20 protein-coding genes are annotated in these 22,027 nt (G+C 69.7%); 4 read left to right on the top strand and 16 right to left on the bottom strand.

Annotation, left to right across the window (positions count from 1 at the left end; translation table 11 throughout):
- Positions 1-20: 20 nt before the first annotated feature.
- From ABD378_RS05585 to ABD378_RS05540, 10 genes are all read right to left on the bottom strand, one after another.
- Positions 21-194, bottom strand: coding sequence for a hypothetical protein (locus tag ABD378_RS05585; protein ID WP_344519285.1), 174 nt, complete (start codon positions 192-194; stop codon positions 21-23).
- A 199-nt stretch (positions 195-393) separates the two neighbouring features.
- Positions 394-1,110: a cation efflux transmembrane domain-containing protein gene (locus ABD378_RS05580; protein ID WP_344519284.1), complete on the bottom strand. Its 717-nt coding sequence runs from the start codon at positions 1,108-1,110 to the stop codon at positions 394-396.
- Positions 1,110-1,445: an ArsR/SmtB family transcription factor gene (locus ABD378_RS05575; RefSeq protein WP_344519283.1), complete on the bottom strand. Its 336-nt coding sequence runs from the start codon at positions 1,443-1,445 to the stop codon at positions 1,110-1,112. Before ABD378_RS05575 ends, ABD378_RS05580 begins: the two co-directional genes overlap by 1 nt.
- A 119-nt stretch (positions 1,446-1,564) precedes the next feature.
- Positions 1,565-2,125: a YrhB domain-containing protein gene (locus ABD378_RS05570; protein ID WP_344519282.1), complete on the bottom strand. Its 561-nt coding sequence runs from the start codon at positions 2,123-2,125 to the stop codon at positions 1,565-1,567.
- Between the two features lie 668 nt (positions 2,126-2,793).
- Entirely contained in the window at positions 2,794-3,813 is a 1,020-nt protein-coding gene (locus ABD378_RS05565; RefSeq protein ID WP_344519281.1) for an ArsR/SmtB family transcription factor, read from the bottom strand.
- Positions 3,814-4,094: 281 nt separating this feature from the next.
- Complete coding sequence (locus tag ABD378_RS05560) at positions 4,095-4,919, bottom strand: urease accessory protein UreD (protein ID WP_344519280.1); 825 nt, start codon at positions 4,917-4,919, stop codon at positions 4,095-4,097.
- On the bottom strand, positions 4,916-5,617 hold the full coding sequence (ureG, locus tag ABD378_RS05555) for an urease accessory protein UreG (protein ID WP_344519279.1): 702 nt from the start codon (positions 5,615-5,617) through the stop codon (positions 4,916-4,918). Before ureG ends, ABD378_RS05560 begins: the two co-directional genes overlap by 4 nt.
- A gap of 38 nt (positions 5,618-5,655) precedes the next feature.
- Positions 5,656-6,330 carry an urease accessory protein UreF gene (locus ABD378_RS05550; protein ID WP_344519278.1) on the bottom strand — a complete coding sequence of 225 codons (675 nt, stop codon included), beginning with the start codon at positions 6,328-6,330 and terminating at the stop codon, positions 5,656-5,658.
- 16 nt (positions 6,331-6,346) lie between these two features.
- Positions 6,347-8,338, bottom strand: a complete 1,992-nt coding sequence (locus ABD378_RS05545) for an urease subunit alpha (RefSeq protein WP_344519308.1) — start codon at positions 8,336-8,338, stop codon at positions 6,347-6,349.
- Between the two features lie 44 nt (positions 8,339-8,382).
- Positions 8,383-9,084 carry an urease subunit gamma gene (locus ABD378_RS05540; RefSeq protein WP_344519277.1) on the bottom strand — a complete coding sequence of 234 codons (702 nt, stop codon included), beginning with the start codon at positions 9,082-9,084 and terminating at the stop codon, positions 8,383-8,385.
- A 757-nt stretch (positions 9,085-9,841) separates the two neighbouring features.
- Here ABD378_RS05540 and ABD378_RS05535 point away from each other — a divergent pair.
- Positions 9,842-11,191 carry a hypothetical protein gene (locus tag ABD378_RS05535; RefSeq protein ID WP_344519276.1) on the top strand — a complete coding sequence of 450 codons (1,350 nt, stop codon included), beginning with the start codon at positions 9,842-9,844 and terminating at the stop codon, positions 11,189-11,191.
- A gap of 185 nt (positions 11,192-11,376) precedes the next feature.
- Here the strand turns inward: ABD378_RS05535 and ABD378_RS05530 are convergent, their stop codons facing one another.
- The 3 genes from ABD378_RS05530 to ABD378_RS05520 form a co-directional block, all read right to left on the bottom strand.
- Positions 11,377-12,855 (bottom strand): FG-GAP-like repeat-containing protein, encoded by a 1,479-nt coding sequence (locus tag ABD378_RS05530; RefSeq protein ID WP_344519275.1) that lies wholly within the window; start codon positions 12,853-12,855, stop codon positions 11,377-11,379.
- 59 nt (positions 12,856-12,914) lie between these two features.
- Entirely contained in the window at positions 12,915-14,354 is a 1,440-nt protein-coding gene (locus ABD378_RS05525; protein WP_344519273.1) for an FG-GAP and VCBS repeat-containing protein, read from the bottom strand.
- A 139-nt stretch (positions 14,355-14,493) separates the two neighbouring features.
- The gene (locus tag ABD378_RS05520) at positions 14,494-15,732 is read right to left on the bottom strand and encodes a cytochrome P450 family protein (protein ID WP_344519271.1); all 1,239 of its coding nucleotides are present in this window, start codon (positions 15,730-15,732) and stop codon (positions 14,494-14,496) included.
- Between the two features lie 375 nt (positions 15,733-16,107).
- Between ABD378_RS05520 and ABD378_RS05515 the strand changes: the two genes are divergently transcribed.
- Positions 16,108-16,995, top strand: a complete 888-nt coding sequence (locus tag ABD378_RS05515) for an MBL fold metallo-hydrolase (protein ID WP_344519270.1) — start codon at positions 16,108-16,110, stop codon at positions 16,993-16,995.
- A gap of 55 nt (positions 16,996-17,050) precedes the next feature.
- Here the strand turns inward: ABD378_RS05515 and ABD378_RS05510 are convergent, their stop codons facing one another.
- From ABD378_RS05510 to ABD378_RS05500, 3 genes are all read right to left on the bottom strand, one after another.
- A complete protein-coding gene (locus tag ABD378_RS05510; RefSeq protein WP_344519269.1) occupies positions 17,051-17,431 on the bottom strand; it encodes a hypothetical protein in 381 nt (126 codons plus the stop codon).
- Positions 17,428-18,015, bottom strand: coding sequence for a TetR/AcrR family transcriptional regulator (locus ABD378_RS05505; protein WP_344519268.1), 588 nt, complete (start codon positions 18,013-18,015; stop codon positions 17,428-17,430). The genes ABD378_RS05510 and ABD378_RS05505 overlap by 4 nt, the downstream gene beginning before the upstream one ends.
- 137 nt (positions 18,016-18,152) lie before the next feature.
- Positions 18,153-19,223, bottom strand: a complete 1,071-nt coding sequence (locus tag ABD378_RS05500; RefSeq protein WP_344519267.1) for an Lrp/AsnC family transcriptional regulator — start codon at positions 19,221-19,223, stop codon at positions 18,153-18,155.
- Between the two features lie 104 nt (positions 19,224-19,327).
- On the opposite strand from ABD378_RS05500, the gene ABD378_RS05495 reads away from it, so the two are divergent.
- Positions 19,328-20,530 carry a M20 metallopeptidase family protein gene (locus ABD378_RS05495; protein WP_344519266.1) on the top strand — a complete coding sequence of 401 codons (1,203 nt, stop codon included), beginning with the start codon at positions 19,328-19,330 and terminating at the stop codon, positions 20,528-20,530.
- Positions 20,527-22,014 carry an MFS transporter gene (locus ABD378_RS05490; RefSeq protein ID WP_344519265.1) on the top strand — a complete coding sequence of 496 codons (1,488 nt, stop codon included), beginning with the start codon at positions 20,527-20,529 and terminating at the stop codon, positions 22,012-22,014. The genes ABD378_RS05495 and ABD378_RS05490 overlap by 4 nt, the downstream gene beginning before the upstream one ends.
- The last annotated feature ends 13 nt before the right edge of the window (positions 22,015-22,027 follow it).

Here is a 22,027-nt window from a genome sequence, read left to right as displayed (position 1 = left end):
CGGAGGGGCATTGAGGAAGTTCAGGTTGCCAACTCGGCGACGCGCCGCAGGAGGAACGGCGCCCAGTCGAGATCGAGAACGTCCTCCGCTGGTGGATTCCACCCGTGATCCCCATCTTCAGAGGCATCGGCCGCCTGTCGGCAGGCATCGAGGTACGCAGCTGGGACACGGGCGAGCTGCTGGGTGACGGCCATGATCGCAGCATCCCGGTGCCGTCCATCGGCTTTGAGCTGTCGGCCACCTATCGCGCACAGGGGCCAAGCAGCACGCTCAGCGGCCGCCTATCGCGCTCAGTCGGGAAGCGCTGTGGCTGAGCGCCGCGTTGGCCCGGCTGGCTGGTCTGAGCACGGTAGTTGGCCACGCGCCTGGGCACCACGGTAACGGCCGGTCTGGTCAGGCGCAGCAGTCACATCCTGGTCGGCAGCCGCAGGATTCGCTTTCCTGCTGCGCAGGCTGAGCGAGAACCTCTGGAACCGGGGCGGTGCAGCAGCCCTTGCCCTGCCAGGCGTCGCGGCCTTCCTTGACCGCGATGGCGGCAATGACGAGGGCGGCGACCGGATCGGCCCAGGTCCAGCCGAGTGTGGCATTGAGGACCAGGCCGACCAGGAGCACTGCGGACAGATAGGTGCACAGGAGGGTCTGCTTGGAGTCGGCAACCGCGGAGGCGGAGCCGAGTTCGCGTCCGGCCTTGCGTTGGGCGGCGGACAGGAACGGCATGATCGCCAGGGAGAGGGCGGCGATGACGATGCCAGGAACGGATCGGTCGGCCTCGCCAGTGCCGACCAGCGCGCGGATGGCATCGACGGCCACGTACGCGGCGAGCACGAAGAAGGAGATGGCGATGATCCGCAGAGTGGTCTTCTCCCGGGCCTCGCGGACCGCGTGCTCGCGGGCGGAGAACTGCCAGGCGACCGCGGCGGCGGAGGAGACCTCGATGACGGAGTCCAGGCCGAAGCCGACCAGCGCGGTGGAGGAGGCGATCGTCCCGGCGGTGATCGCGACGACAGCCTCGATGACGTTATAGGTGATGGTCGCGGCGACCAGCAGGCGTATGCGCTGAGCGAGCACCTCGCGCCGGACCGGGGACGGACCGAGGGATATCGCGGTCATCAGCAGCACCCCTCCCCTTCGGCATCGACGCACGTGCGGTCGGTCTCGACGGCGATCACGGCGGTGCGCAAGTCGTCCAGCGCGTGGCCAAGACGTTCGTCGGCGAGCTCGTAGCGAGTGCGGCGGCCGTCGGGCACGGTCACGACCAAGCCGCAGTCCCGCAGGCAGGCCAGGTGGTTCGACAGCCGGGTGCGGGAGATGTCGAGCGTGTCGGCGAGGTCGGAGGGGTAGGCCGGGGCTTCACGCAGCGCTAGCAGGAGCTGGCAGCGGATGGGGTCGGCGAGCGCGCGGCCGAAGCGGGCCAGCACCTCGATGTCAGGGGCAATGGTCAGCACACCACGACAGTACAGCTAATCCTGAATTCAGGAAACCTTGGATAATCGTGCTCGGACTGGCCGACTGAAGCGCTCAATGGCTTCCCGATGGAGAAGTCAACCGTCGTGAGTCAGATGCACTAGCCGAGCCTTCCCCGACGGATGGTCTGCACGGCGAGCACTGGATTCATGGGTTCGATGAGTTGTTCAACGGCGACAGCCACAAGGTGGGCTGGGGCATCGGCATGCAGCAACGCACTCACGTACTCGAGGGCCTGCGATGGAGGCAGCATCGGCAGTCTCTGGCGCAGGATGCGTACCGCCGGCATGCGCCCACGCACGGCGGCAGCTTCGCGTATCTCATCGTGCAGATCGTCCACAGAGGTGCGGATGGCCAGCCCACGGATGCGAACGCGGTAGTCAGCCTCCCAGGCTCCCTCTATCTCGGAGACGGCTCCAATTTGGTGCAGCCCGCCGTCGATGCGGTCGACCAGGTAGGGGCCGTGACCGATCAACATGGCGGCGGGGTTCCGAGTGCGGGCGTATTCCTCGGACTGCCAGTAGACCTTCCAGACCAGCTCATGTTCCTCTACATGCAGCACTGTTGTGCGCAACGGGTCCACGCCCAGAGCCGCCCGCTTCTGGTTCTCGCGGTGCAGCTCTTCCTCCACGATACGAACTGCGGTCTCTCGCTCGATCACGCGTGCAGCATCCACTATGGATCAGAGGCTGGCCAGCAATTGTCTGGGCCCGCAGCCGCCACTCCTGTCGTTGCGAGAATGGCTAGCTGGTTGGCTGGGTGGTACGACGTTGTAGCGGAGCCGGTCACGGATGAGGGGCCATAGGACGTTGACCGCGGCGTCGCTGCCTCGTGGGGAGGCGAGATGAGCTTTCGGAGCGTCGCGTGTTGTTCCGCCCCAGGGTTGGTGTGGCAACGCCACTTTCCGGCCGGTCGGATGGGTCAAGGCCGGTTGTACCTCACGCACTTGCTCGCATTCGCGTTCACATCGTCGATACAGACCCTGACGTACGCGGCTCCGCCGGGCGCATCCGCAGGGATCCCGATCTTGAACGGATACGTCACGTCGCACTGTCAGCACGGCGGAGCCGAGGGCGGCGGCGAGGGCGGCGGCGAGGGCGGCGGCGAGATGAGTCTTCATGCGATCTCCGGGATGGGATGAGCCGGTTGCGGATTCACATCCTGGGCGGGTCGGCCACCTGCGCCCTACCTCTCAAGTCACGGCCAAAGGGGGCCGGGACGGCAGGCGCGGGCCTCGCGCACCTCGGCACCAGGGTCCGGTGGCACCCGGGCAGGGCGGCGCTCCGTCGCCCACCGGTCTGACTCCTGACTCCGCGGTGCCCTCGGGCCTCACGGTTCCGTCAGGGCACCCGTCCGCAGCAGGGCCAGCCCGAGAGGGGTGATGAAGTGCAGTACGGACCCGCCTCGGCGGCTGGTGGTGATGAGGTCCGTGTTCCGCAGCACTGTCGCGTGCTGACTGGCCGCCGCGGCCGTGACGTTGAGGCGGCGGGCCAGTTCGCTCGTCGTGCAGCCTTCCGCTGTCACATGCAGGGCGGCAGCTCGCGTGCGACCGAGCAGAGACTCCAGGTTCCGCACGGCGGAGCCGTCGGCTTCTGCCGGTTCGGTACCGGTCAGCGGCCGGCGGAGAGCCGGCACGGTCAGTCGGGGAGGCTGGGCGGTATCGAGCGGGTCCCACAGAAAGCTCACCGGGTGCTTCGAGAAGACCGTGGGCGTGATGATCAGTCCCCTTCCCTGGAGACGGACCTCAACTCGGCGCGGGTAAGGAGCTTCGAGCACCGGTGGACGCCAGCGGACCACTGGTGCGCAGATCGAACGCAGGAGCAGATCGATGCCCCCCTCCAACATCAGGTTCGCGCAACGGGTGGTCAGCGCGACCAGCTCGGACCGCCCTTGATGCCAGTAGGGCTCCACGGTCAGCCGATGACAGGCGCGCACGGCCTCGGCGAGCTCCTGCCGCGCTTCGCGGTCGCCCTCGGACACCCGTCTGGCCCATGGCAGGTGTCCGGGGTGAAAGTCGAGACCCTCGATCTCGCGTCGCAGCCGGGACACCGGGGCGTGCAGCAGGTTGTCCACGGCGTGGTCCAGAGAGGGCACATCACCCATCAAAGCAAGCAGATCAAGCCCGGGACCGCGCACCGGAACCAGGGACGTCAGGGGGCGCGTGTCCACTCCCATCCGGCCCGCGACCGCTGACCGCCACGAGCGGAGGTGAGGAAGCTCCCGGTTCTCCCTCAGCAGCTCCAGGCTGTAGTAGACCTCCGCTGCGACGCCGATCGTTGCGGCCACCCGGGTCCGGGCGAGGTCTTCCGCCGTGAAGTGAACGCGTAACACCGACCGGCCCCCTGCCATCGAAGTAGAACGCGTGAGCGCACCCCCAGCATGCCCCAACCCGCCGCGCCCGAACGGGCATTCAGGCGTAGGCGGCTTCGTCGCCGGGCCTTCCTCCCCCTCACCGGGGACCGGACCGCGCTCGGCGTTCGAGACACCCGCCACCGTGCAGTCGCCATATGACATTCGACCGTCCGCAGGCCGATGCGTTCCGCCGGTCGAAAGGATGCGCACAACGGAACGCGATGCCACCCGGCCATGCCTCGATTCGCGAGCCCCGCACGGCTCAACATCAGCAACGCCTACCGGAAAGAGGGACGGCGGGAGGCTCTCTGTGCTGTGTCGAGGAGGTGGCGCAGGCGGAGGCCGTCCGGGGCGATGGCGGTGACCAGTACGGCAGGGCCCGCGAGTGGTGTCAGTACGGCCTGGCCGTCTTCCGGTGCTTCGCCGAGGAGTTGGGCTTCGAGCGGGTCGTCCTCGAAGGCCGGGTCGATGACCAGAAGTTGTCCGGTCGTGCGGTGGCCGGCGAGGATGGCTGGGCCGTCCCATCCTGGTGCGCCCGAACCGTACTCGGCTTCCTGGTCGAGCAGAGTGCGTCCACCACGTCGAACGGTGAGCCGTGTGATCACGTGGCCCGGCGCTTCTGCCGTGCGCCCGAGGATCTGTTCCTCGCGCAGTACGAGCCGTGCGGTGGGGGCGAGGTCGACGCTCCAGGTCTGCCGCAGATTGCTGCCGGCCGCACAGATCAACGGCTTGGGCAGCCACTGGAGCTTCGCGTGCTCACCGACGGTCAACTGCACGTCATAGGTGGCGGGCTGGTCGGTGGGGCCGCGCAGCGCGACGGTCGCCGCGGCGGAGGTGATGTGCAATGCCGCGCCCTGCTGGGCGGTGGCTTCGATGCGTAGCCGGTCGCCGCCGAGAGGGGCGCTCATGGCGCCGACGATGCACACGCGCGCCTCGTTCCGGCGGGAGCGCAAGCGTCGCAGTTCGAAGGGGCCGTCCCCGTCGAGGACGGGCAGGGTTGTGGTGCCGCCTCCGGCGGCCGCCATGATGCGGGCGGTGGCCCGTACGCCGATGGTGGCCGCCTGCTTGGTGGCCGACACGAACTCTTCGGTGGTGAGGGTCATGCGGGGCCTGCGGTCCAGTCGGTGAGGCGTTCGCGGGCCCAGTCAGCGACCGGTTTCACGCCGCCTTCGTTCTTGAGGGAGGTGAAGGCGACGGGGAGGTGCCTGCGCTGGACCTTGGCGTCGCGGGCCATGCCTTCCAGGTCGGACCCGACGTAGGGGGCGAGGTCGGTCTTGTTGATGACGAGGAGGTCGGCGGTGGTGACGCCGGGACCGCCCTTGCGGGGGATGTCGTCGCCGCCCGCGACGTCGATGACGAAGATCTGCGCGTCAACGAGGCCCTTGGAGAAGGTGGCGGTGAGGTTGTCGCCGCCGGATTCCACCAGGACCAGGTCGAGCGGGCCGACCTCGGCCTCAAGGTCCTCGACGGCTTCGAGGTTGGCGGAGATGTCGTCGCGGATGGCGGTGTGCGGGCAGGCGCCGGTTTCGACGGCCTTGATGCGCTCCGGCGGCAGGACCGCTTCGCGCAGCAGGAAGTCGGCGTCCTCCCGAGTGTAGATGTCGTTGGTGACGACGGCGATGGACAGCTCGTCGCGCAGGGTCCGGCACAGGGCGGCGACGGTGGCGGTCTTGCCCGAGCCCACCGGCCCGCCCAGGCCGATGCGCAGGGCGCGGCGGGTGCCGTCGGGGCGCTTCGGGTCTGCGGCGCTGTAGGTGTGGCGGTGGGGGAACTTGTCGTCGAGATCGTGGTCGAGATGCATACGAACTCCTGTCGTGGGATGGATTCGTGATGGGGCGATCAGGATGCGAAGAGGCGCATGGGCCAGGCGGCGTGCTGCTGCGCGGTGATGTCGAGCAGCGGCGCGGAGGCGGCGGGGAGCGCGTCCAACCCCTCCTCCGTGATGCGTGCGGCAGCGGCGGTGGCTGCGGCGGCGCACCGGTCGAGGTCGGGGGCCAGGCGGGCGAGGACAGCGGTGGCGTCGAACGGGTCCAGGCTCAGCAGCCGTACCGTCGCCGTGGCCGGGCCACTGATGGCTTCGTACGCCACCGCGTACGCGGCATCCAACGGCACGAGGCCGGCCGACCGGGCGGCCAGACCCAGCACCACAGGCTGGTGCGCGCCCTGCGGCCTGGCCGCAGCCAGCGCGTTCAGCTCGGCCGACGGCCAGGTCGCGCGGGCCGCCCGCATCATCTGCCGCCCGAGTTTGCGGGCGGTGGTCCGCAGGGCCTGCACCGGGGTGCGGGCATCGGCGGCCTCGTCCAGGGTGAGTGGATCGTGGCCGGAGGCAGCCGCGGCGGCCAGTGCCGCCGCGACCAGTCCCGCGGTGTGCAGCCGCCCCCGGCAGAACTCCAGAAGCGAGTCCGCATCCTTGATGCGGCCCGCGGCCACGGCCGGTTCGGCTCCGCCGGAGTGCGCGTGCCCTCCGGCGGGGAACCGGCCGTCGGCCAGGACGAACAGCGCGGCGCGGTTCATCAGTGCTCCTTCGGGATCAGAAGAGGAAGTACCGCTGCGCCATGGGAAGTTCGGAGACGTAGGAGCGGTCGACGATGTGGTCGTCGACGAAGGTCGTCACGTCCGTCACCTTGGCGCCGCCGATGATGACCTCGTAGGTGTCGGCGTCGATTTCGACCTTGGGGGTGGCGTCGTTCTCCTTCATGTGCTTCTTGAAGACACCGCGCGTGTTGGTGATGGCCTTGAACTGCTTGTTCAGCGTGCGCCGTTCGCGCCGGCTTCTGTCTTTGGTCTTCTTGGTGGTGGTGGCGTCAGCCTGCTGGGCGGCAAGGTGGTCGATGGCTCGTTGGGTGACGAAGTTGTAGGAGATGGCGCCAGGTGCCTGGCCTGTGGCTCCCCACATGGGGCGTGGCAGGACCGGCTGCGGGGTGATGATCGACGCATTCGCGTCGCCCACCTGCGCGTACGCGATCTGTCCGCCCTTGATGACCATGTGCGGCTTGATGCCGAAGAACTTCGGCTCCCACAGCACCAGATCGGCCAGCTTGCCGGTCTCCACCGATCCGACCACGTGGTCGATGCCCTGGGCGATGGCCGGGTTGACGGTGTACTTCGCGACGTACCGGCGGGCACGCCGGTTGTCGGCCAGCGGCGGCTCAGGCTCTGGCGTCTCGTCCTTCGCCTGCCCGTCCTTCGCCTGCCCGTCCTTCGCCTTCTTTCCCTTCGGCTGAATCTCCGGCTCGTCCCACGGCTGGTCCTCCTTCAGGAAGCCGCGGCGGACCTTCATGACGTGCGCGGTCTGCCAGGTACGCATGATCATCTCGCCGATACGGCCCATGGCCTGGGCGTCCGAGGACATGATCGAGATGGCGCCGAGGTCGTGCAGGATGTCCTCGGCGGCCATCGTGGAGGGCCGGATCCGGGAGTCCGCGAAGGCCAGGTCCTCCTGGACCTTCGGGTTGAGGTGATGACAGACCATCACCATGTCGAAGTGCTCCTTGACCGTGTTGACGGTCAGCGGGCGGGTCGGGTTCGTCGAGGCGGGCAGCACATTGTCATCACTCACCATCTTGATCATGTCCGGGGCGTGGCCACCGCCGGCGCCTTCGACGTGGAAGACGTGAATGGAACGCCCGTTGATCGCGCCGCGGGTATCCGTGACGAAGCCGGCCTCGTTCAGCGAGTCGGCATGCAGCGCGAGCTGGACGCCTGTCTCCTCGCAGACCTTCAGACACTCGTTGATGACGGCTGGGGTGGCACCCCAGTCCTCATGAACCTTGAACCCGATGATGCCGGCGTCCACCTGGTCTTCCATCGACTTCCTGGACATGGTGGCACCTTTGCCGAGCAGCCCGATGTTGACCGGGAAAGCGTCCAGCGCCTCAAACGTACGCCCGAGGTGCCAGGAGCCGGGCGTCACCGTTGTGGCGGTGCTGCCGTCCGCCGGACCCGTGCCGCCGCCGATCAGGGTGGTGACCCCTGAGGCCAACGCCTCATCGATCTGGTCGGGACAGACGAAGTGAACGTGGGTGTCGATCCCGCCGGCGGTGAGAATCCGGCCCTTGCCCGAGATGACTTCTGTGTCCGGACCGATGACGAAGTCCGTGGGTGCCGGGCCGACACCGTTGTGCTTGCGCGCATCCTCGTGCAGGCGGTTCATGGTCTCGGGGTTGTACGCCTTGCCGATCGCGATGATGTTGCCGTCACGGATGCCGACATCTGCCTTGACGATGCCCCAGTGGTCCAGGATTACGACGCCGGTGATGACGGTGTCGGGAGGCAGGACACGGCTGCCGGCAGCTTTGTCACTCTCGCCCGGGTCACGCGGCGCGATGGACTGCCCCATCGACTCCCGGATCACCTTGCCGCCGCCGAAGACCATCTCGTTGCCGCTGCGTCCCGGGCCGCCGGACCAGTCGTCCTCGATCTTGATCTGCAGTGCCGTGTCGGCAAGGCGGATACGATCACGGGTCGTCGGGCCGAACCGGTCCGCGTAATCGGCACGCGGCAACGGGTCGAAAGGCTTCAGCTCTTCCTGGCAGCACGAACAGTCGGGGCACTCAGCCGTGGTAGTCACACCTGCTCCTTGTTGAACGAACCCTTGGTGTTGTCGAGCGAGCCCTTGGCCTTCCGGGGCAGCCCCTTGACCTCCTGGCGCAGACCGTGGACCACGCGATCGCCCTCGATGGGTACGAGCTCCACCGGTGCCTTGATGCCGGGCTCGAAGCGGATGGAGCTGCCGGCAGGGACGTTCAGGCGCTTGCCCCACGCCTTCTCACGCTCGAAATCCAGCCCGTCATTGGCCTCGGCGAAGTGGTAGTGAGAACCGACCTGAATGGGGCGGTCGGTCGGGTTCTTGACCATCAGCTCCGTGACGGCGCGGCCCTGGTTGAAGACCACGACCTCGTCTCCCTCCAAAGCGGAGAAGTCCGTCTTCCCCGGCCAGACCATCGGCTCTCTGTCCTTGCCCACTTCCGGGAACGGGTCGCGGATGGTGACCAGCTTCGTGCCGTCGGGAAACGTGGCCTCCACCTGCACGGTCTCGATCATCTCCGGGATGCCTTCCATCACCTCCTCCCGGGCCAGCACCTTCCGCCCGGAAGACATGAGGTCGGCGACGGTCTTTCCGTCCCGGGCGCCCTCGTATACGTGCACGATCAACAGGGCCATCGTCTCGGGGTAGTTGAGCCGTACCCCCCGGGCCCGGCGCTTTTCGGCGACGTCCGCCGCCACGTGCATCATCAGGCGTTCTTGTTCGTGTGGAGTCAGGTGCATAGCACTACCCTGTGTTCGTCCCTGCCCAGGACTTCTGCCCCGGGCCCCGCGCGCCGGGGCCGCGCCACGCACTGTGACGTATGCCGAGCGAAGCCCTTGCGGCCTCACTCCCGCCCAGACGACACGGCATGGCGTTCTCGGTTGATCGACCCCCACCTCGCACCGTCATATTGATCACCGAGCCAGGGCCTGAACCGGGATACGGAAGATCCACACCCTCATGAGTGGCCGCCGAAACAGCCATGCGAATATGCCAGCCACCGGTGTTCACCACGGAGCCGCAGGCCGACGCCAATATTGCCGAAGGTGGGGCGTGGTTGATCCGCCGCACGGTCGGCTCGAACGGCTGTGAGGTGCGTTCCACCGACTCGCCGTTCCAGGGCGGGAGTTGGGGGCGTCGCTTGTGCCCTGCGCGCTGCCGTGGACCAGTCCGCGCCGCGTCGGCCGCGCGAACTCCGTCGGGCCCGTCCGTCGGGCCCGTGAAGGCATCACCGCCGTCGCTCCATCTCCGCCATGCCGCCCTACTCCCCGAACACGCGTACCCGGCAGGTAGCCTCCTCGGACTGTCGGTGGCGAGCGGGGAGGGTGAGGAGAGTGGAGGGGACCGCTCCGCGGACGTGGCACCGTACGGTGGCCGATCCGGCCCTGGCTCTCGTCGTGTCGGGCGGCTCGACGCTGGTGACGTGGGCCGTGTGTTCGCGCGGTTGGCCAACTCCGTTGCCGAACGACTCGGTTGCCCGGCCGTGGTGCCGCGCGGATGACCGGGACAGACCCCGAGAGGAAGGACGAGATGCCGGACGAACCGGAGACCCCCGGACCGGAGACCCCTGGACCGGAAGCCCCCGAGGTGGAGTGCACCGGGCCCGAGACCTCCAAGGTGGAGAACTCTGGGCTGGAGACGACCCCCGAGGTGGATGGGCCCCAACTGCGGTCCCCCGCCCTTCGGCCTTCCGCGCGAAAGCCCCCGGGCCGGATACGCCGGTTGTCCCGTAGCCGGGGCGGCACCGCTGTCATCGGCGCGCTCGTCGGGGCGCTGCTGGGGTCAGGCATCATGGCGTGGCGCTCCAACGAACTGCCCTTCGTGGAGCGGGACGTGTGCTGGGGTTCACTCTCGCCCGATGTCGCGCACGCGCTGTTCTCGGACACGGACGTCCGCAGCCGTGAGCTGCCGCTGCGCCGGGCCACGGAGGACCACATGCATACGGAGTGCAGCATGCAGGGGTTCGGGGCCGACGAGCTGCAGTCGGAGGTCACGGCGTCGGTGCGGACGCTGGGCGAGTTGCGGGGCGCGCAGGCATGGAGCTGGACAGAGGATTACCTCTCCTCCCGTATGACGCCGCTCGGCGACGGGATCACCGGCATGGCTTCCTCCACCCGGGCTTGGGTGGCGCTCCCCGCGAGCTGTGAGGAACGCTCGTACGAGCCGGGCGAGAAGCCGCCGTTGCGGGTGGTCACCCTCGCCTCGGACGCGGCTGACCCCGAGGGCCAGAACGAGGTCGACGCGCGGCGGGGCCTCGACGCGATGTCCCGCGCGGTCGTGCGGTTGGCCGACGGGGTCATGGAACGGTACGGCTGCGAAGGCCCTTACTCCGACCCTCCGAGGCTCCCCCGTGCCCCGGAGGGCAACGAGCTGCCGGACGTCGACGCCGACCGACTCTGCGGGATCCAGGGCGTCCGACTGCCCAGGTGGGCTCAGGGGCCCGAGGCGAAGGTCGTAGGCACCACGCCGGGCACGAAGCCGGACGCGTCCTCGGCGGACGGGCTCCGGGCGTGCGACGTACGGCAGCCCTTCGGCCCGAACAGGCTCCGGCTGATGACCGTGGCGGAGCCGGAGCTGGCCGGCGTTGTCTCCCGGGTGCTCGGAAACCGGGCCACGCGTCTCGGCGGTGACGGGCAGGGCGCCTACGCGGGCGGCCTGAGCGTTTACACGGCGGACTGCCGGTCCGGGCGGGTCGCGTTCGTGGCGCATGAGCCGGGGAAGGACGGCGAGTCGCACGACGCCAAGTCGCTCGCCCTTGCCGTTCTGCCGTCGTACGTCAAGGCGGAGGCGAAGCGCGTCGGCTGCGGCGAGGTGAACGTGAAGGTGCCCGGTATCCCCGCGCCATGAGGGTGCGGCGTTCGGAAGGGCAGCGGCCGCGGGCCCTCACAGGGCAGGTCAATCTCTTGCCCGCACAAGATGCTCGTCCCCCCCTTCGGTAAGGCCGGGCTTCTGGCGGGAGACGGTGGTCATGTCCGCGTTGCGGCGGCGCGCGTCGCCTGAATCGGCAGCGCGCCGCCCGCGTCGCCGGAGTCTCAGCGCCCGAGTACCTGCCCGTAGTACAGGGCCCCTCGCAGCCCGAACAGCCGTGCCGTCAGTGCCTTGGAGCCCGTCCCGACACCGTTCGGCAGGGTCCAGACACCGCCCGTACTGAGGCTCTGCTCGTACTCCGTGCTGTTCTCGTTGTAGACGCCGACCGTGACATCGCCGTCCCCGTCACCGTCGTAGTCCCCGAGGGCCAGCGCCGAGCCGAACTCGTCGTTGACCTCCGGCGTCCCCGGAACCCCGGTGGAGTCCTGGTGCCAGGCCGTCGATTTCGCGGTGCCCGAGGCGTCGAGCAGACCGTCCGGGCCCGAGGTCAGCACGGTCGCCGAACCGGCGCGGTCCGCCGTCCCGATGGCCTCGCTCGGCGTGCCCGCCACCAGGTCGTCCCGGCCGTCCCCGTTGAGATCGCCCGCTGCCAGCTTGATGCCGAAGTTGTCAGCCTCCTCCGCCGTTCCCGCGACGCCCGGAGTGTCCTGACTGAAGGTGTGGTTGCGGGTGCCGAAGCCTTCGGCGCCCCCGCCTCCGTAGAGCACCCGCACCTTGCCGCCCTTGGCCAGCTCGTCGGGGCCGCAGGCCCCGGTGGGCCGGTCGGCCTCGGCAATGATCAGGCAGTGCCCGAGCGCCAGGTCGTCCACGCTGTCGCCGTCGAAGTCGCCTGCGGCTATGCCGTAGCCGGTGGCCGGGGACTTCCAGTACTCCTGCAGGGCCGACCCGTTCCAGCGCCACAGGGTGGTGCGCGAGTAGTCGTTGGAGTACGAGGAGATCGCCAGGTCGGTCTTGCCGTTCCCGTCGAAGTCCCCGGCCGCCAACCTGCCCGAGGTGCCGCCGAAGCCGGTGTCGAGGAGATGTGTCAGCGGCTTGTCCTCGGTGAGCGGGCCCGGCCGCAGGGTGACCTCGCCGAATTCCCCGTGGGGCAGGCCCACCGCCACGTCCACGGAGCCGTCCTGGGTGAAGTCGCCCACGGCGAGCGAGGCCCCGGCGCCGCTGCCCGCCGTGCCCTGCGCGATCGTCCTGCCGCGCTCGAAGTAGCCACTGGACGAGCCGTACAGGACGACCACCGAGCCGTGGCCCGTCGCCGCCGGGTCGCTGCCGACATCCTCGCCCGGCGCCCCGACGACGACGTCGGTGAAGCCGTCGCCGTCCACATCGGCCGTCTCGACGGAACTGCCGAACGAGTCGTTCTTCTCGCTGGTGCCGGGGACGCCCGGGCTGTCCTGGCTGACCGAGGTGGTGAAGCTGCCTGCCCCGCTCGATCCGCCGTAAAGCACATGCAGGTAGCCCGCGGACTTCTTGTCGTCGATGTCCCCTCGGTACACGCCGACCACGGAGTCCGCGTACCCATCACCATTGAAGTCGGCCCCCTGGACGGCCCCCGCCTCCGGCGCCGCGCCCGCCGGCGTGACGAGCCCCGTCGACGCGAGGACGGTGGCGGCGCCGAACAGGGCGGCCGAGAGTCTCTTACTGCGCACAGGTACTCCACATCGCAAGGTGGGAAGGTGAGTTCACGTACTGGAGGGCGAGCCGATGCCTAAAGCCCCAGCACTTCGCCGTACTTGATGGCCCCGTGGGGCAGCGCGAAGCCGAACGGGGTCAGCGACTTGCCCAGCGGGTACGTCTCCTCAGTACTGCTCGGCGCGAACCAGACGCCACCCGACCTGGGCTCACCGGCGTTCTCCCCGGGTGCGCTCACCGCGGTGTCCCACAGGCCGTCGCGGTTGTAGTCGCCGACGGCCACCTGGGCGCCGAAGCGGTCGCCGGCCTCGGCCGTGCCGGGCATGTTCGTGGTGCTCTGGCTGCGGGCCAGACCGCCGTAGAGGCCGCGCTCCGTGCCGTTCATGGTGACGTATCCGCCCGCGTCCTTCACGGTGCCCACGTCCTCGCCGGGCACGCCGACCACCAGTTCCGGACGGCTGTCGCCGTTCAGGTCGCCCGCGGCCAGCGCGGCGCCGAAGTCGTCGCCCTCCTCGGCGGTGCCGCCGACCTCCGGGTTCGACTGGGTGACGCACTCGTTCTCGGTGCCGAACTGCGCCGTCTTCGAGCCCTTGAGCAGGAGCACCGCACCGCCGAGCCGATCCTCGCAATGCGTGGTCTCCGACTCGGGGTTGGGCTGTACGAGGCCGACCGCGAGGTCGTCCGTGCCGTCCCGGTCGAAGTCGGCGGCGGCGAGCGCGCTGCCGCGGTCGGCATCGGCGTACCACTGGGCGGGCTTGGCCTCGTCGTCCCAGCGCGTGATGAAGGTGCCGGAGTCCTCCATGGCCTGCCAGGTGGTGGCGAGGTCGTCCCGGCCGTCGCCGTCGAAGTCACCGGTGGCCAGGTCGTGGGTCCTGCCGCCCATGCTGTAGCTGCGCAGGGTGGTGGGGGTCACCGGGTCGGCGGTGAGCGGGCCCGGGCGGAACCGGAGCGAGCCTCGCTCCTCGCCGCTCTCGCCGTACGCGAGGTCGGTGTCGCCGTCACCGTCGTAGTCACCCGTGGCGATGGTGCTGCCGATGCCGCTGAACTCGGACGTGCCCCTGGCCACGGTGGTGCCCTTGACGTTCCACTCCGAGCCGTCCAGGACGGTGATGGTGCCCTCGCTGCCGCGCTGCTCGGAGTTGAGCGTCTCGCCGCTCGCGCCGACGACGAGCTCGAAGACGCCGTCGCCGTTCACGTCGACAGGTGCCACGGATGAGCCGAAGCGGTCGCCCGCCTCGGGCGTGCCGGGAATGCCTGCCTCAGCCTGGCTGATGACACCGGTGGACTGGCTCGGGCTCTGCGGGCCGCCGTAGATCACGCTGACGTAGCCGGCCTTGGCCTTGCCGTCCACCGTGGCGTCGGGCATGCCGACCGCGATGTCCGCGTATCCGTCGCCATTGAAGTCGAACCGCGGAGTCGCGACAGCCGCGGCGGCGCTCCCGGCGAGCGGCAGGGTCAGACCGGCTGCGGTGAGTGCCGCTACGGCGGCGGTGGCGGTCAGGGTACGTACGCGCACGGTGGAACTCCGGTAGTCGCAGGGGGAAATGAGGGGGAAGGGCTTCCGGGGATGTGACTCACGAGGCGTACGAAGGGTTGTGCGAAGGTGGCCGCGCAGTGAACACGTCTTGCTTCAGCTCGAGTTCCAAGGTCGGTGTCTACCAGCGCACCGGGAGCTCTTGCAGGCTCCGCATGAGACTGGTGCGCCACTGCGGTGTGCCATCACCGTCGAAGGCCAGACGGGGGAAGCGGTCCAGCAGGATGCGCAGGGCCAGGGCCGCCTCCAGGCGGGCAAGCGGGGCACCGAGGCAGTGGTGCAGGCCGTGTCCGAAGGCGAGGTGGGCGCGGGTCGCGACCGGATCGCGGCGGATGTCGAACCGTTCGGGGGCGGGGAAGCGCGCGGGGTCGCGGTTCGCGGCGGCGATGGAGAGCACGACACGCGCGCCCGCCGGTATCCGGGCGCCGCCGAGGTCGATCGCTTCGACGGCGTAGCGGTAAGTACCCGCCGGCGCGGGCGACTCGAAGCGGAGCGTCTCCTCCACGGCGCCCTGCAGCAGCTCGGGGTCAGCGCGCAGGGCAGCGAGTTGCTCGGGGTGGCTGAGCAGCAGGTGGACGGCGTTGGCGATGAGGTTGACGGTGGTCTCGTGCCCTGCCACGAGCAGCAGAAAGGCCATGCCGAGCAGTTCTTCCGGGGTGAGCCGGTCGGTGCCGTCGCCGTCGTGGGTGCCGTTGTGGGTGCCGTCGGTGCCGTCGTGGGTGCGGACCAGGGCGTGCAGCAAATCGCTCTCCGACGTGTCCCGCAGCCGCCGCTTCTCCTCCGCCAGCCCCGCGAGGTAGGCGGCCATCTCCCGCGAGGCGCGGGCGGACTGCTCCGCATCGTCGAGGGAGACGACCTTCGTGGACCACGCCCGGAAGGCGGCCCGGTCCACTTCTGGCACGCCGAGCAGCTCGCAGATGATGGTGAGCGGCAGCGGATAGGCGTATGCGGCCACAAGGTCAGCTCGGCCGTCAGCGGCCACGGCGTCCACAAGCTGACCGGCCGCCTCCTGAATGCGGGGCCGCAGCGCATGGACGCGGCGGGCGGTGAACTCGCGGGCCACCAGCGTCCGCAGGCGGGTGTGATCGGGCGGATCGGCCTGGAGCATGTTGCGGCCCACGGCATACAGCCCGTCGTCCTCGAAGTCGGCAGAGTGCCGCACGTCATTGCGCAGCCGGGGGTCGACGAACGCGGTGCGCACTTCCTCGTGTCCGACCACCAGCCACGACTCGTCCCCGGTGGGGAAACGCACGTAGTGGACAGACCCGCGGGAGCGCAGCGCGGTGAAGGCGGAGTAGGGGTCTGCGGTGAAGTCGTCGGTGAGGTCGGTGAGTCGGACGGTGGGGTGCTGTGTGCGCATGGGCGACTCCTGGACAGAAGTGGGGATCACTCCCCGTTTATATGCCAGAGGCGACCCTACACGAAGTGGGGAATGGTCCCCGTTTTGGTCTTCGGGGGCAGCGCCCAAAGGTGTCCGGATGACCACGGCGACGCCGGGCTCTTCGACCACGGCCGTTAGCCACACCGCGGCCCGCCGCGACAGCCGTTGTCGCGAGCCGAACCAGCCGTGGCACCGGGCGGTTGGCAAATATGGATAAACACCCTTAAAGCCACCCTCAGAACAGGGCAGCGGTACAAGTACAAGATCCGTGCCCTCTTCCTCTATCCGCACGGCGCGGGATACCCCTGAGACCGAGCGGCCGGTCGGCGGGCGTAGCGCGCAAGGGAGTGCACCATGGGCGATGAACGGTTTGAGGGCGGCTGGCAGGTGGACGGACGCTGCATGAATTGCGACGTCGCCCGGCAGCTTGCCCCCGACCTGATCGGTGAGGTCGACGGCCGCGCGGTCGTCCTGCACCAGCCGCACAGCCAGAGCGAGATCCGGCAGATCCACACCGCTGCGCACGCCTGTCCCACCCGGTCGATCCGTCCCCCGACCGGGCGGCTGGATGCGGCACTGGACCCCTTCCCGCTGGCTCTGGACGACACCGTGTACTTGTGCGGGCACAACTCCCCGCACACCGCAGGGGCCAACTCCTATCTGCTACGCCGCGCCGACGGCACCGTGATGATGGTGGACACGCCGCGCTGGAGCACTTCGCTGGCCGCGCGCTACGAGGCGCTGGGCCCCGTCACCGACATCCTGCTCACCCACCGCGACCACGCGGCGCACGGCCGTCGCTACGCCGATCATTTCGGCGCACGGTTGTGGATTCACGAGGGTGACCTCGATGCCGCCCCGGACGCTGACTGTGTGCTCCGTGGCACCGACCCGGTGGAGATCAAAGGCGGCGTAACCGCCTTCCCCTTGCCCGGACATACGCGGGGCAGCGTGCTCTACCTCGCGGACGAGCGGTACTGCTTCAGCGGCGACAGCTTCTACTGGTCGCGCACGACAGCGGACATCGAGGTGGCCGACAGTGTCACCTGGTATTCCATCGAGGAGCTGGCCGCCTCCCTGGCCCGTACCGCCCACCGGCTGCACTTCGAGTGGCTGCTACCCGGCCATGGCGACCGCCAACGCCTCCCCGGCGACGACATGGCACAGCGACTGCGGCAGCTGACGGCGCGTACCCGAGAACTCCGGCCCCGCCCCGTCGACTTCACCGCGATGCGCTGGTAACAGCCCTGACCCGCGGGATTGAACGGCGTCTTGGTCGACGAGTTCGAGGCCGCGGCTACGCGGCGCCCGCCGCTGCCAGTACCGCGACCGGCAGGAGCAGAATCCACTGCGGAAGCCGGAGTAGTGGTCTGGGCCAGCCGACGGACAGCGTGACGGCCAGGAAGGCTGCCGCGTACGCGATGAAGTGCGCGGCAACAAACCATGCCACCAGGCCGGTCTCCGTCGTACCGTCCGTCAGGGAGAGGTAAATCAGAGCGAGTCCGGAGAGCACCAGGTCGATGCTCACCATGTGCCACACGGCGTGCAGGACCCGCTTGGGTTCGTCCGCGAGCCCACAGGAGAGCAGCGGGCGCACCACATCGCGGTGCCCGCCGACGATGTGCACTGCGGCCACGCCGAGCGCGGTGATCCCTGCCGCGAGAAGCCAGCCGTTCATCGGACCTCGATTCCTTTGGCCACGACAGCGGCCAGCAGTGCGGCCAACTGCGGGTCAGGGTGTTCCCCGACCAGCCCTATGTGGAAGAACACGGCTCCTGCCAGCGTGTCCAGGACCAGGTCCACGGGCGTTTCGGCCGCGATCTCCCCGCGCGCCACGGCGCGTTCGAAGACGATCAGCAGCCGTTCCTTCGAGGGGGCCAGGAAGTCGCTGCGGATGCGTGCCTTCAGCACCGGATCTGCGGCGAAGTCGGCGAGCAGCCCCGGAAGTACCGCCGCGGCGGCAGGCGCGTGGAACTCGTCGACCAGGCCCTGCAGCAGTACGGTCAGGTCCCCGGCCAGCGTTCCGGTGTCCGGGGTCGGGGCATTGTCGGTGGTCGTGAAGACGGCCTCGAAGACCAACTCCGGCTTGCCCGGCCACCGCCGGTAGATCGTGTCCTTGCCGACACCGGCCCGCGCGGCCACCGCCCCGATCGACGTCGCGGCGTAGCCGACCTCGACCACCAGCTCTGCGGCCGCGCCGACGATCGCTGAGTGCGAGCGGGGATTCCTGGGACGCCCCCTGGAGGGCGGGGAGGAGCTCATGACATTTACCATACGGGTCGACCCGTATGGTAAACAACCCCGGTCGGCGTCAGAGGACATCACTGCTGCAGAGCATGCACACGCACGATGAGACGAGCCACGGCATCGCACCAACCACAACGCCTCAACGCCCTTACTCAAGACCGCTTAGAGCCAGGACTCGCTCCGGCCGTGCGCACATCCAGGGGGACGCCGCCGATGCGGTATCCCTGTTCGTCGAGCAGATGGCCGCTGAGCTTCAGCGGCCACAGCGCCACGGCCCGGTCGGTGATCTCCAGGCCGGGTACGCGCTGGGCGAGTCGTACCTCGAAGCGCTGCACGTCGGCGAGGGACTTCACCCAGGCGACGACGAGGACGTTGTTCCGGCCGGTGACGCCGGCGCACAGCCGCACCTCACGGGCTCCGGTGACTCCGCGCGACACGCGCTCCAGCTCCCCCGCGGCCACCCGCCCCCATTGGATCACCGTGATCGGCCACTCCGACAAGGGGCGTGCGACCTCGCAGCGGGTCTGGAGCATGCCGGCGGCGAACAGCCGGCCGAGCCGTCGGCGGACCGTGTCCGGGCTCGCCCCGCAGGCGTCGGCGAGCGCGCGGTGGGTGGCGCGGCCGTTCATGGACAGGGCGGCGACGAGGGCGTGGTCCAGGTCGGTGAGCGGGAAGACGGGGGCCTCGGCGCGGGCGGCACCGGTGTCGGCGAGGCGGGCGATCTGGGTGCGGTCGAGGACGCGCAGCCGCCAGCGGCTGCCCTCTGTGTAGACGATGCTCGCGAGGTGGGTACGGGTGGCGACGATGCCCGGCATGGCACCGATGCCGCGGGTCATCCAGTGGGTGAGCGCCGCGAGGTCCGGGGCCATCACGGTGAGCAGCAAGTCGCGGTCTCCGCTGACGTGTTCGACGGCAGAGACATGGGGCAGCTGGGCGAGGGCCTGGGCCACGGTCAGCAGGCTGCCGCTGGCGCAGTCCACCTCGACGAAGGCGAGCAGTCCCTGTCCCGCCGAGGCGAGGGCGGGTGACGGGGAGCAGCTGATCCAGGCGGCGCCGGCTTCGGTGAGCCGGTTCCAACGGCGGGCCATGGTGACGGCGTCGAGGCCGAGTACGGCGCCGATCTCGTTCCACCCGGCCCGTGGGGCGATCTGCAGTGCGTGCACCAGTGCCTGGTCGACGTCGTCGAGCGTCCGCACCGGGCTGCGCGCGGAATGCTGCGTCATTCGATGTCCCTTGCGCGTTTCCTGCAATTCAAGGCCGCCGGAAGGGTCAGGACTTCAGTCTTGCCCCACCGAAGGCCGGAACCGTATCAGGAGGTTGACGCAGCATGTCCGTACTGGAACGCGCCAGGGAACTCCAGCCCGATCTCGTGCGGCTGCGCCGCTCGCTGCACCGCGAACCGGAGCTCGGTCTGCGGCTGCCGCGTACACAGGAGAAGGTCCTTGCCGCGCTCGACGGTCTCCCGCTCGACATCACGCTCGGCCGGGAGTTGTCCTCCGTCACGGCCGTGCTGCGGGGTGGCCGGCCCGGTGGGGCGGTCCTGCTGCGGGGTGACATGGACGCGCTGCCGGTGGACGAACTCACCGGGGTGGAGTACGCCTCCGAGGTGCCGGGCCGGATGCACGGCTGCGGGCACGATCTGCACACCGCCGGGCTCGTCGGCGCGGCGACGCTGCTCGCGGACCGCCGGGAGAGCCTCCAGGGCGATGTGGTGTTCATGTTCCAGCCGGGCGAGGAGGGGCACAACGGCGCGGGCGCGATGATCGACGAGGGTGTCCTGGACGCGGCGGGCAAGCCGCTCGACGCGGCCTTCGCACTCCATGTGTCGGCCAACCGGCTGCCGGGCGGCTGGGTCGCGTCCCGGCCCGGCACCGTCATGACGGCGTCCGATGTCCTGCGGGTGACGGTGCGGGGCGAGGGCGGGCACGGTTCGGCTCCGCACCACGCCAAGGATCCGGTGCCCGCGGTCTGCGAGATGGTGACCGCGCTGCAGAACTGGGTGACACGCACCTTCGACATCTTCGACCCGGTGGTGGTGACCGTCGGACGGCTGCACGCCGGTACGCAGCAGAACGTCATCCCCGACACGGCCGAATTCCAGGCGACCGTACGCAGTTACTCAGAGGCCAGCCACGAGCGGCTGGCCCAGGGGCTGCCGCGCCTTGTGCGCGGGATCGCGGCCGCGCACGGCCTGGAGGCGGAGGTGGAGTACGAGATGCTCTATCCGGTCACGGTCAACGAGCCGGTCGCGACGGAGTTCGCCCTGGAGACGGCGCGCGAGCTGTTCGGCGCGGGCGAGGTGTGGCACGCCCCGCAGCCTGCCAGCGGCTCGGAGGACTTCTCGCTGGTCCTGAACAAGGTGCCCGGCGCGATGCTGATGGTCGGTGCGGCGCCCGAGGGCGTGGATGTGGAGAAGGCGCCGCAGAACCACTCCCCCCGGGCCGTGTTCGACGACTGGGTGCTCCACCGCCAGTCGGCGCTGCTCGCCGAGCTCGCGGAGCGGCGGCTCGCCGCGGGGACGTGCGCGTGAGTGCGCCGGGCGGGACGGAGGAGGTGGCGGCGCCCCGGGTCACCGCCGTCGTCGGTCTGCTGGTCGTCTTCGAGCTGGTGAGCGGTTTCCTCCAGGGGTCGGGCCCGGCGCTGGTGCCGGCCGTCCAGGACTGGCAGTCCATCAGCGCGTCGCAGGCGCAGTGGTACATGGCGGTCCAGTTCCTGGCCGCCGCGGTGGGGGTGCCGGTGTTCGGGCGGCTCGGTGATCTGTACGGGCATCGTCGGCTGATCCGGGTCGCGCTGGTCTGCGTCGCGGCGGGCACCGTCCTGGTCGCCCTCGCACCGAATCTGACGGTGCTGCTTGTGGGTCGTGCCCTGATGGGTCCGCTGGCGGCGCTGCTGCCGCTGGAGATCGGTCTCGTACGGGACCGGCTCGACCTCGAGGGAGCGCGGCGGGCGGTGGGGCTTCTCGTCGGCGCGCTCACCCTCGGCTCGCTCCTCGGCCACGGTCTGGCGGGCCCCCTGCTCGAACTCACCGGTGGCGTCCAGGCGACGCTCTGCGTCCTCGCCGTGATCGCGTCCGCCTGTGTAGTCCTCTCGTACCGCACGATCCCCGAGTCCCGGACGCGCGCGCCCGGCCGGATGGACTGGGCCGGGGCGCTGCTGCTCGGCCTGGCGCTGCTGCTGTTTCTCGGTACGACGGCACGCGGCCAGGCGTGGGGCTGGACCTCGCCGCTCACCCTGGGCGGTCTCGCCATCTCCCTGTCCCTGCTCGCCTGGTGGGTCCGGCTCGAACGGGACCGGCCGCACGCCCTGGTCGACGTCCGGGCAGTGGCCCACCCGCAGTCCGCGCCGTACTACATCTCCGGTTTCGTCTTCGGCGCCGTGATGCTGGGCGGGCAGGCAGTCGCCATCTCGTACCTTGCCGCGTCGGCGGCCGACGAGGGGTACGGATTCGGGCTCACGACCTGGGAGATCAGCGCGTGGGGCGCAGTGCCCCATGTCCTTGCCTTCGCCGGGGCGAGTCTCGTGGCCCGGGTGGCGGCCCGCACCGGTTACCGTCGCGTCCTGTTGCTCGCCTTCACACTGATGGCGGCCGGCAGTGCGGGGCTGATCGCCGCTCACACCACACTGCCGCTGTTCGCGCTGGCTTCCGCCGTTGCCGGCTTCGGCATGGGCCTGGCCATGGGCGGCCTGCCCACCCTGATCGTGGAGCGCAGCGCCACGGACCGCACGGCGAGTGCGACCGCCGTCTACAACAACCTCAAGACCCTGGGCGGCAGCGTCGCGGGCGCGGGCGCGGCGGTCGTCCTCGGCTCCCTGGTCGTCGGGGATACGGACGTCCCGGCCCTCTCCGCCTATCTGACGATCTGGGGACTGAGCGCGCTGCTGTGCGTGGGCGCGCTCATACTCCAGGCTCTGACCAATCGTCGGGTGGAGGTCGCGGGTGCGGCGAGGAATCGCGGCTCGGATGCTCATACGCAGAGCGGCGTGGCCACCTCGTCGGGGTCGGCCGGTGAGTAGCGGGCGAGGTCGC

Origin of the sequence: Streptomyces rectiviolaceus (assembly GCF_039533825.1) — a bacterium.
GTDB classification, from domain to species: Bacteria; Actinomycetota; Actinomycetes; order Streptomycetales; family Streptomycetaceae; genus Streptomyces; species Streptomyces rectiviolaceus.
This window is presented reverse-complemented; position numbering and strand designations above follow the sequence as displayed.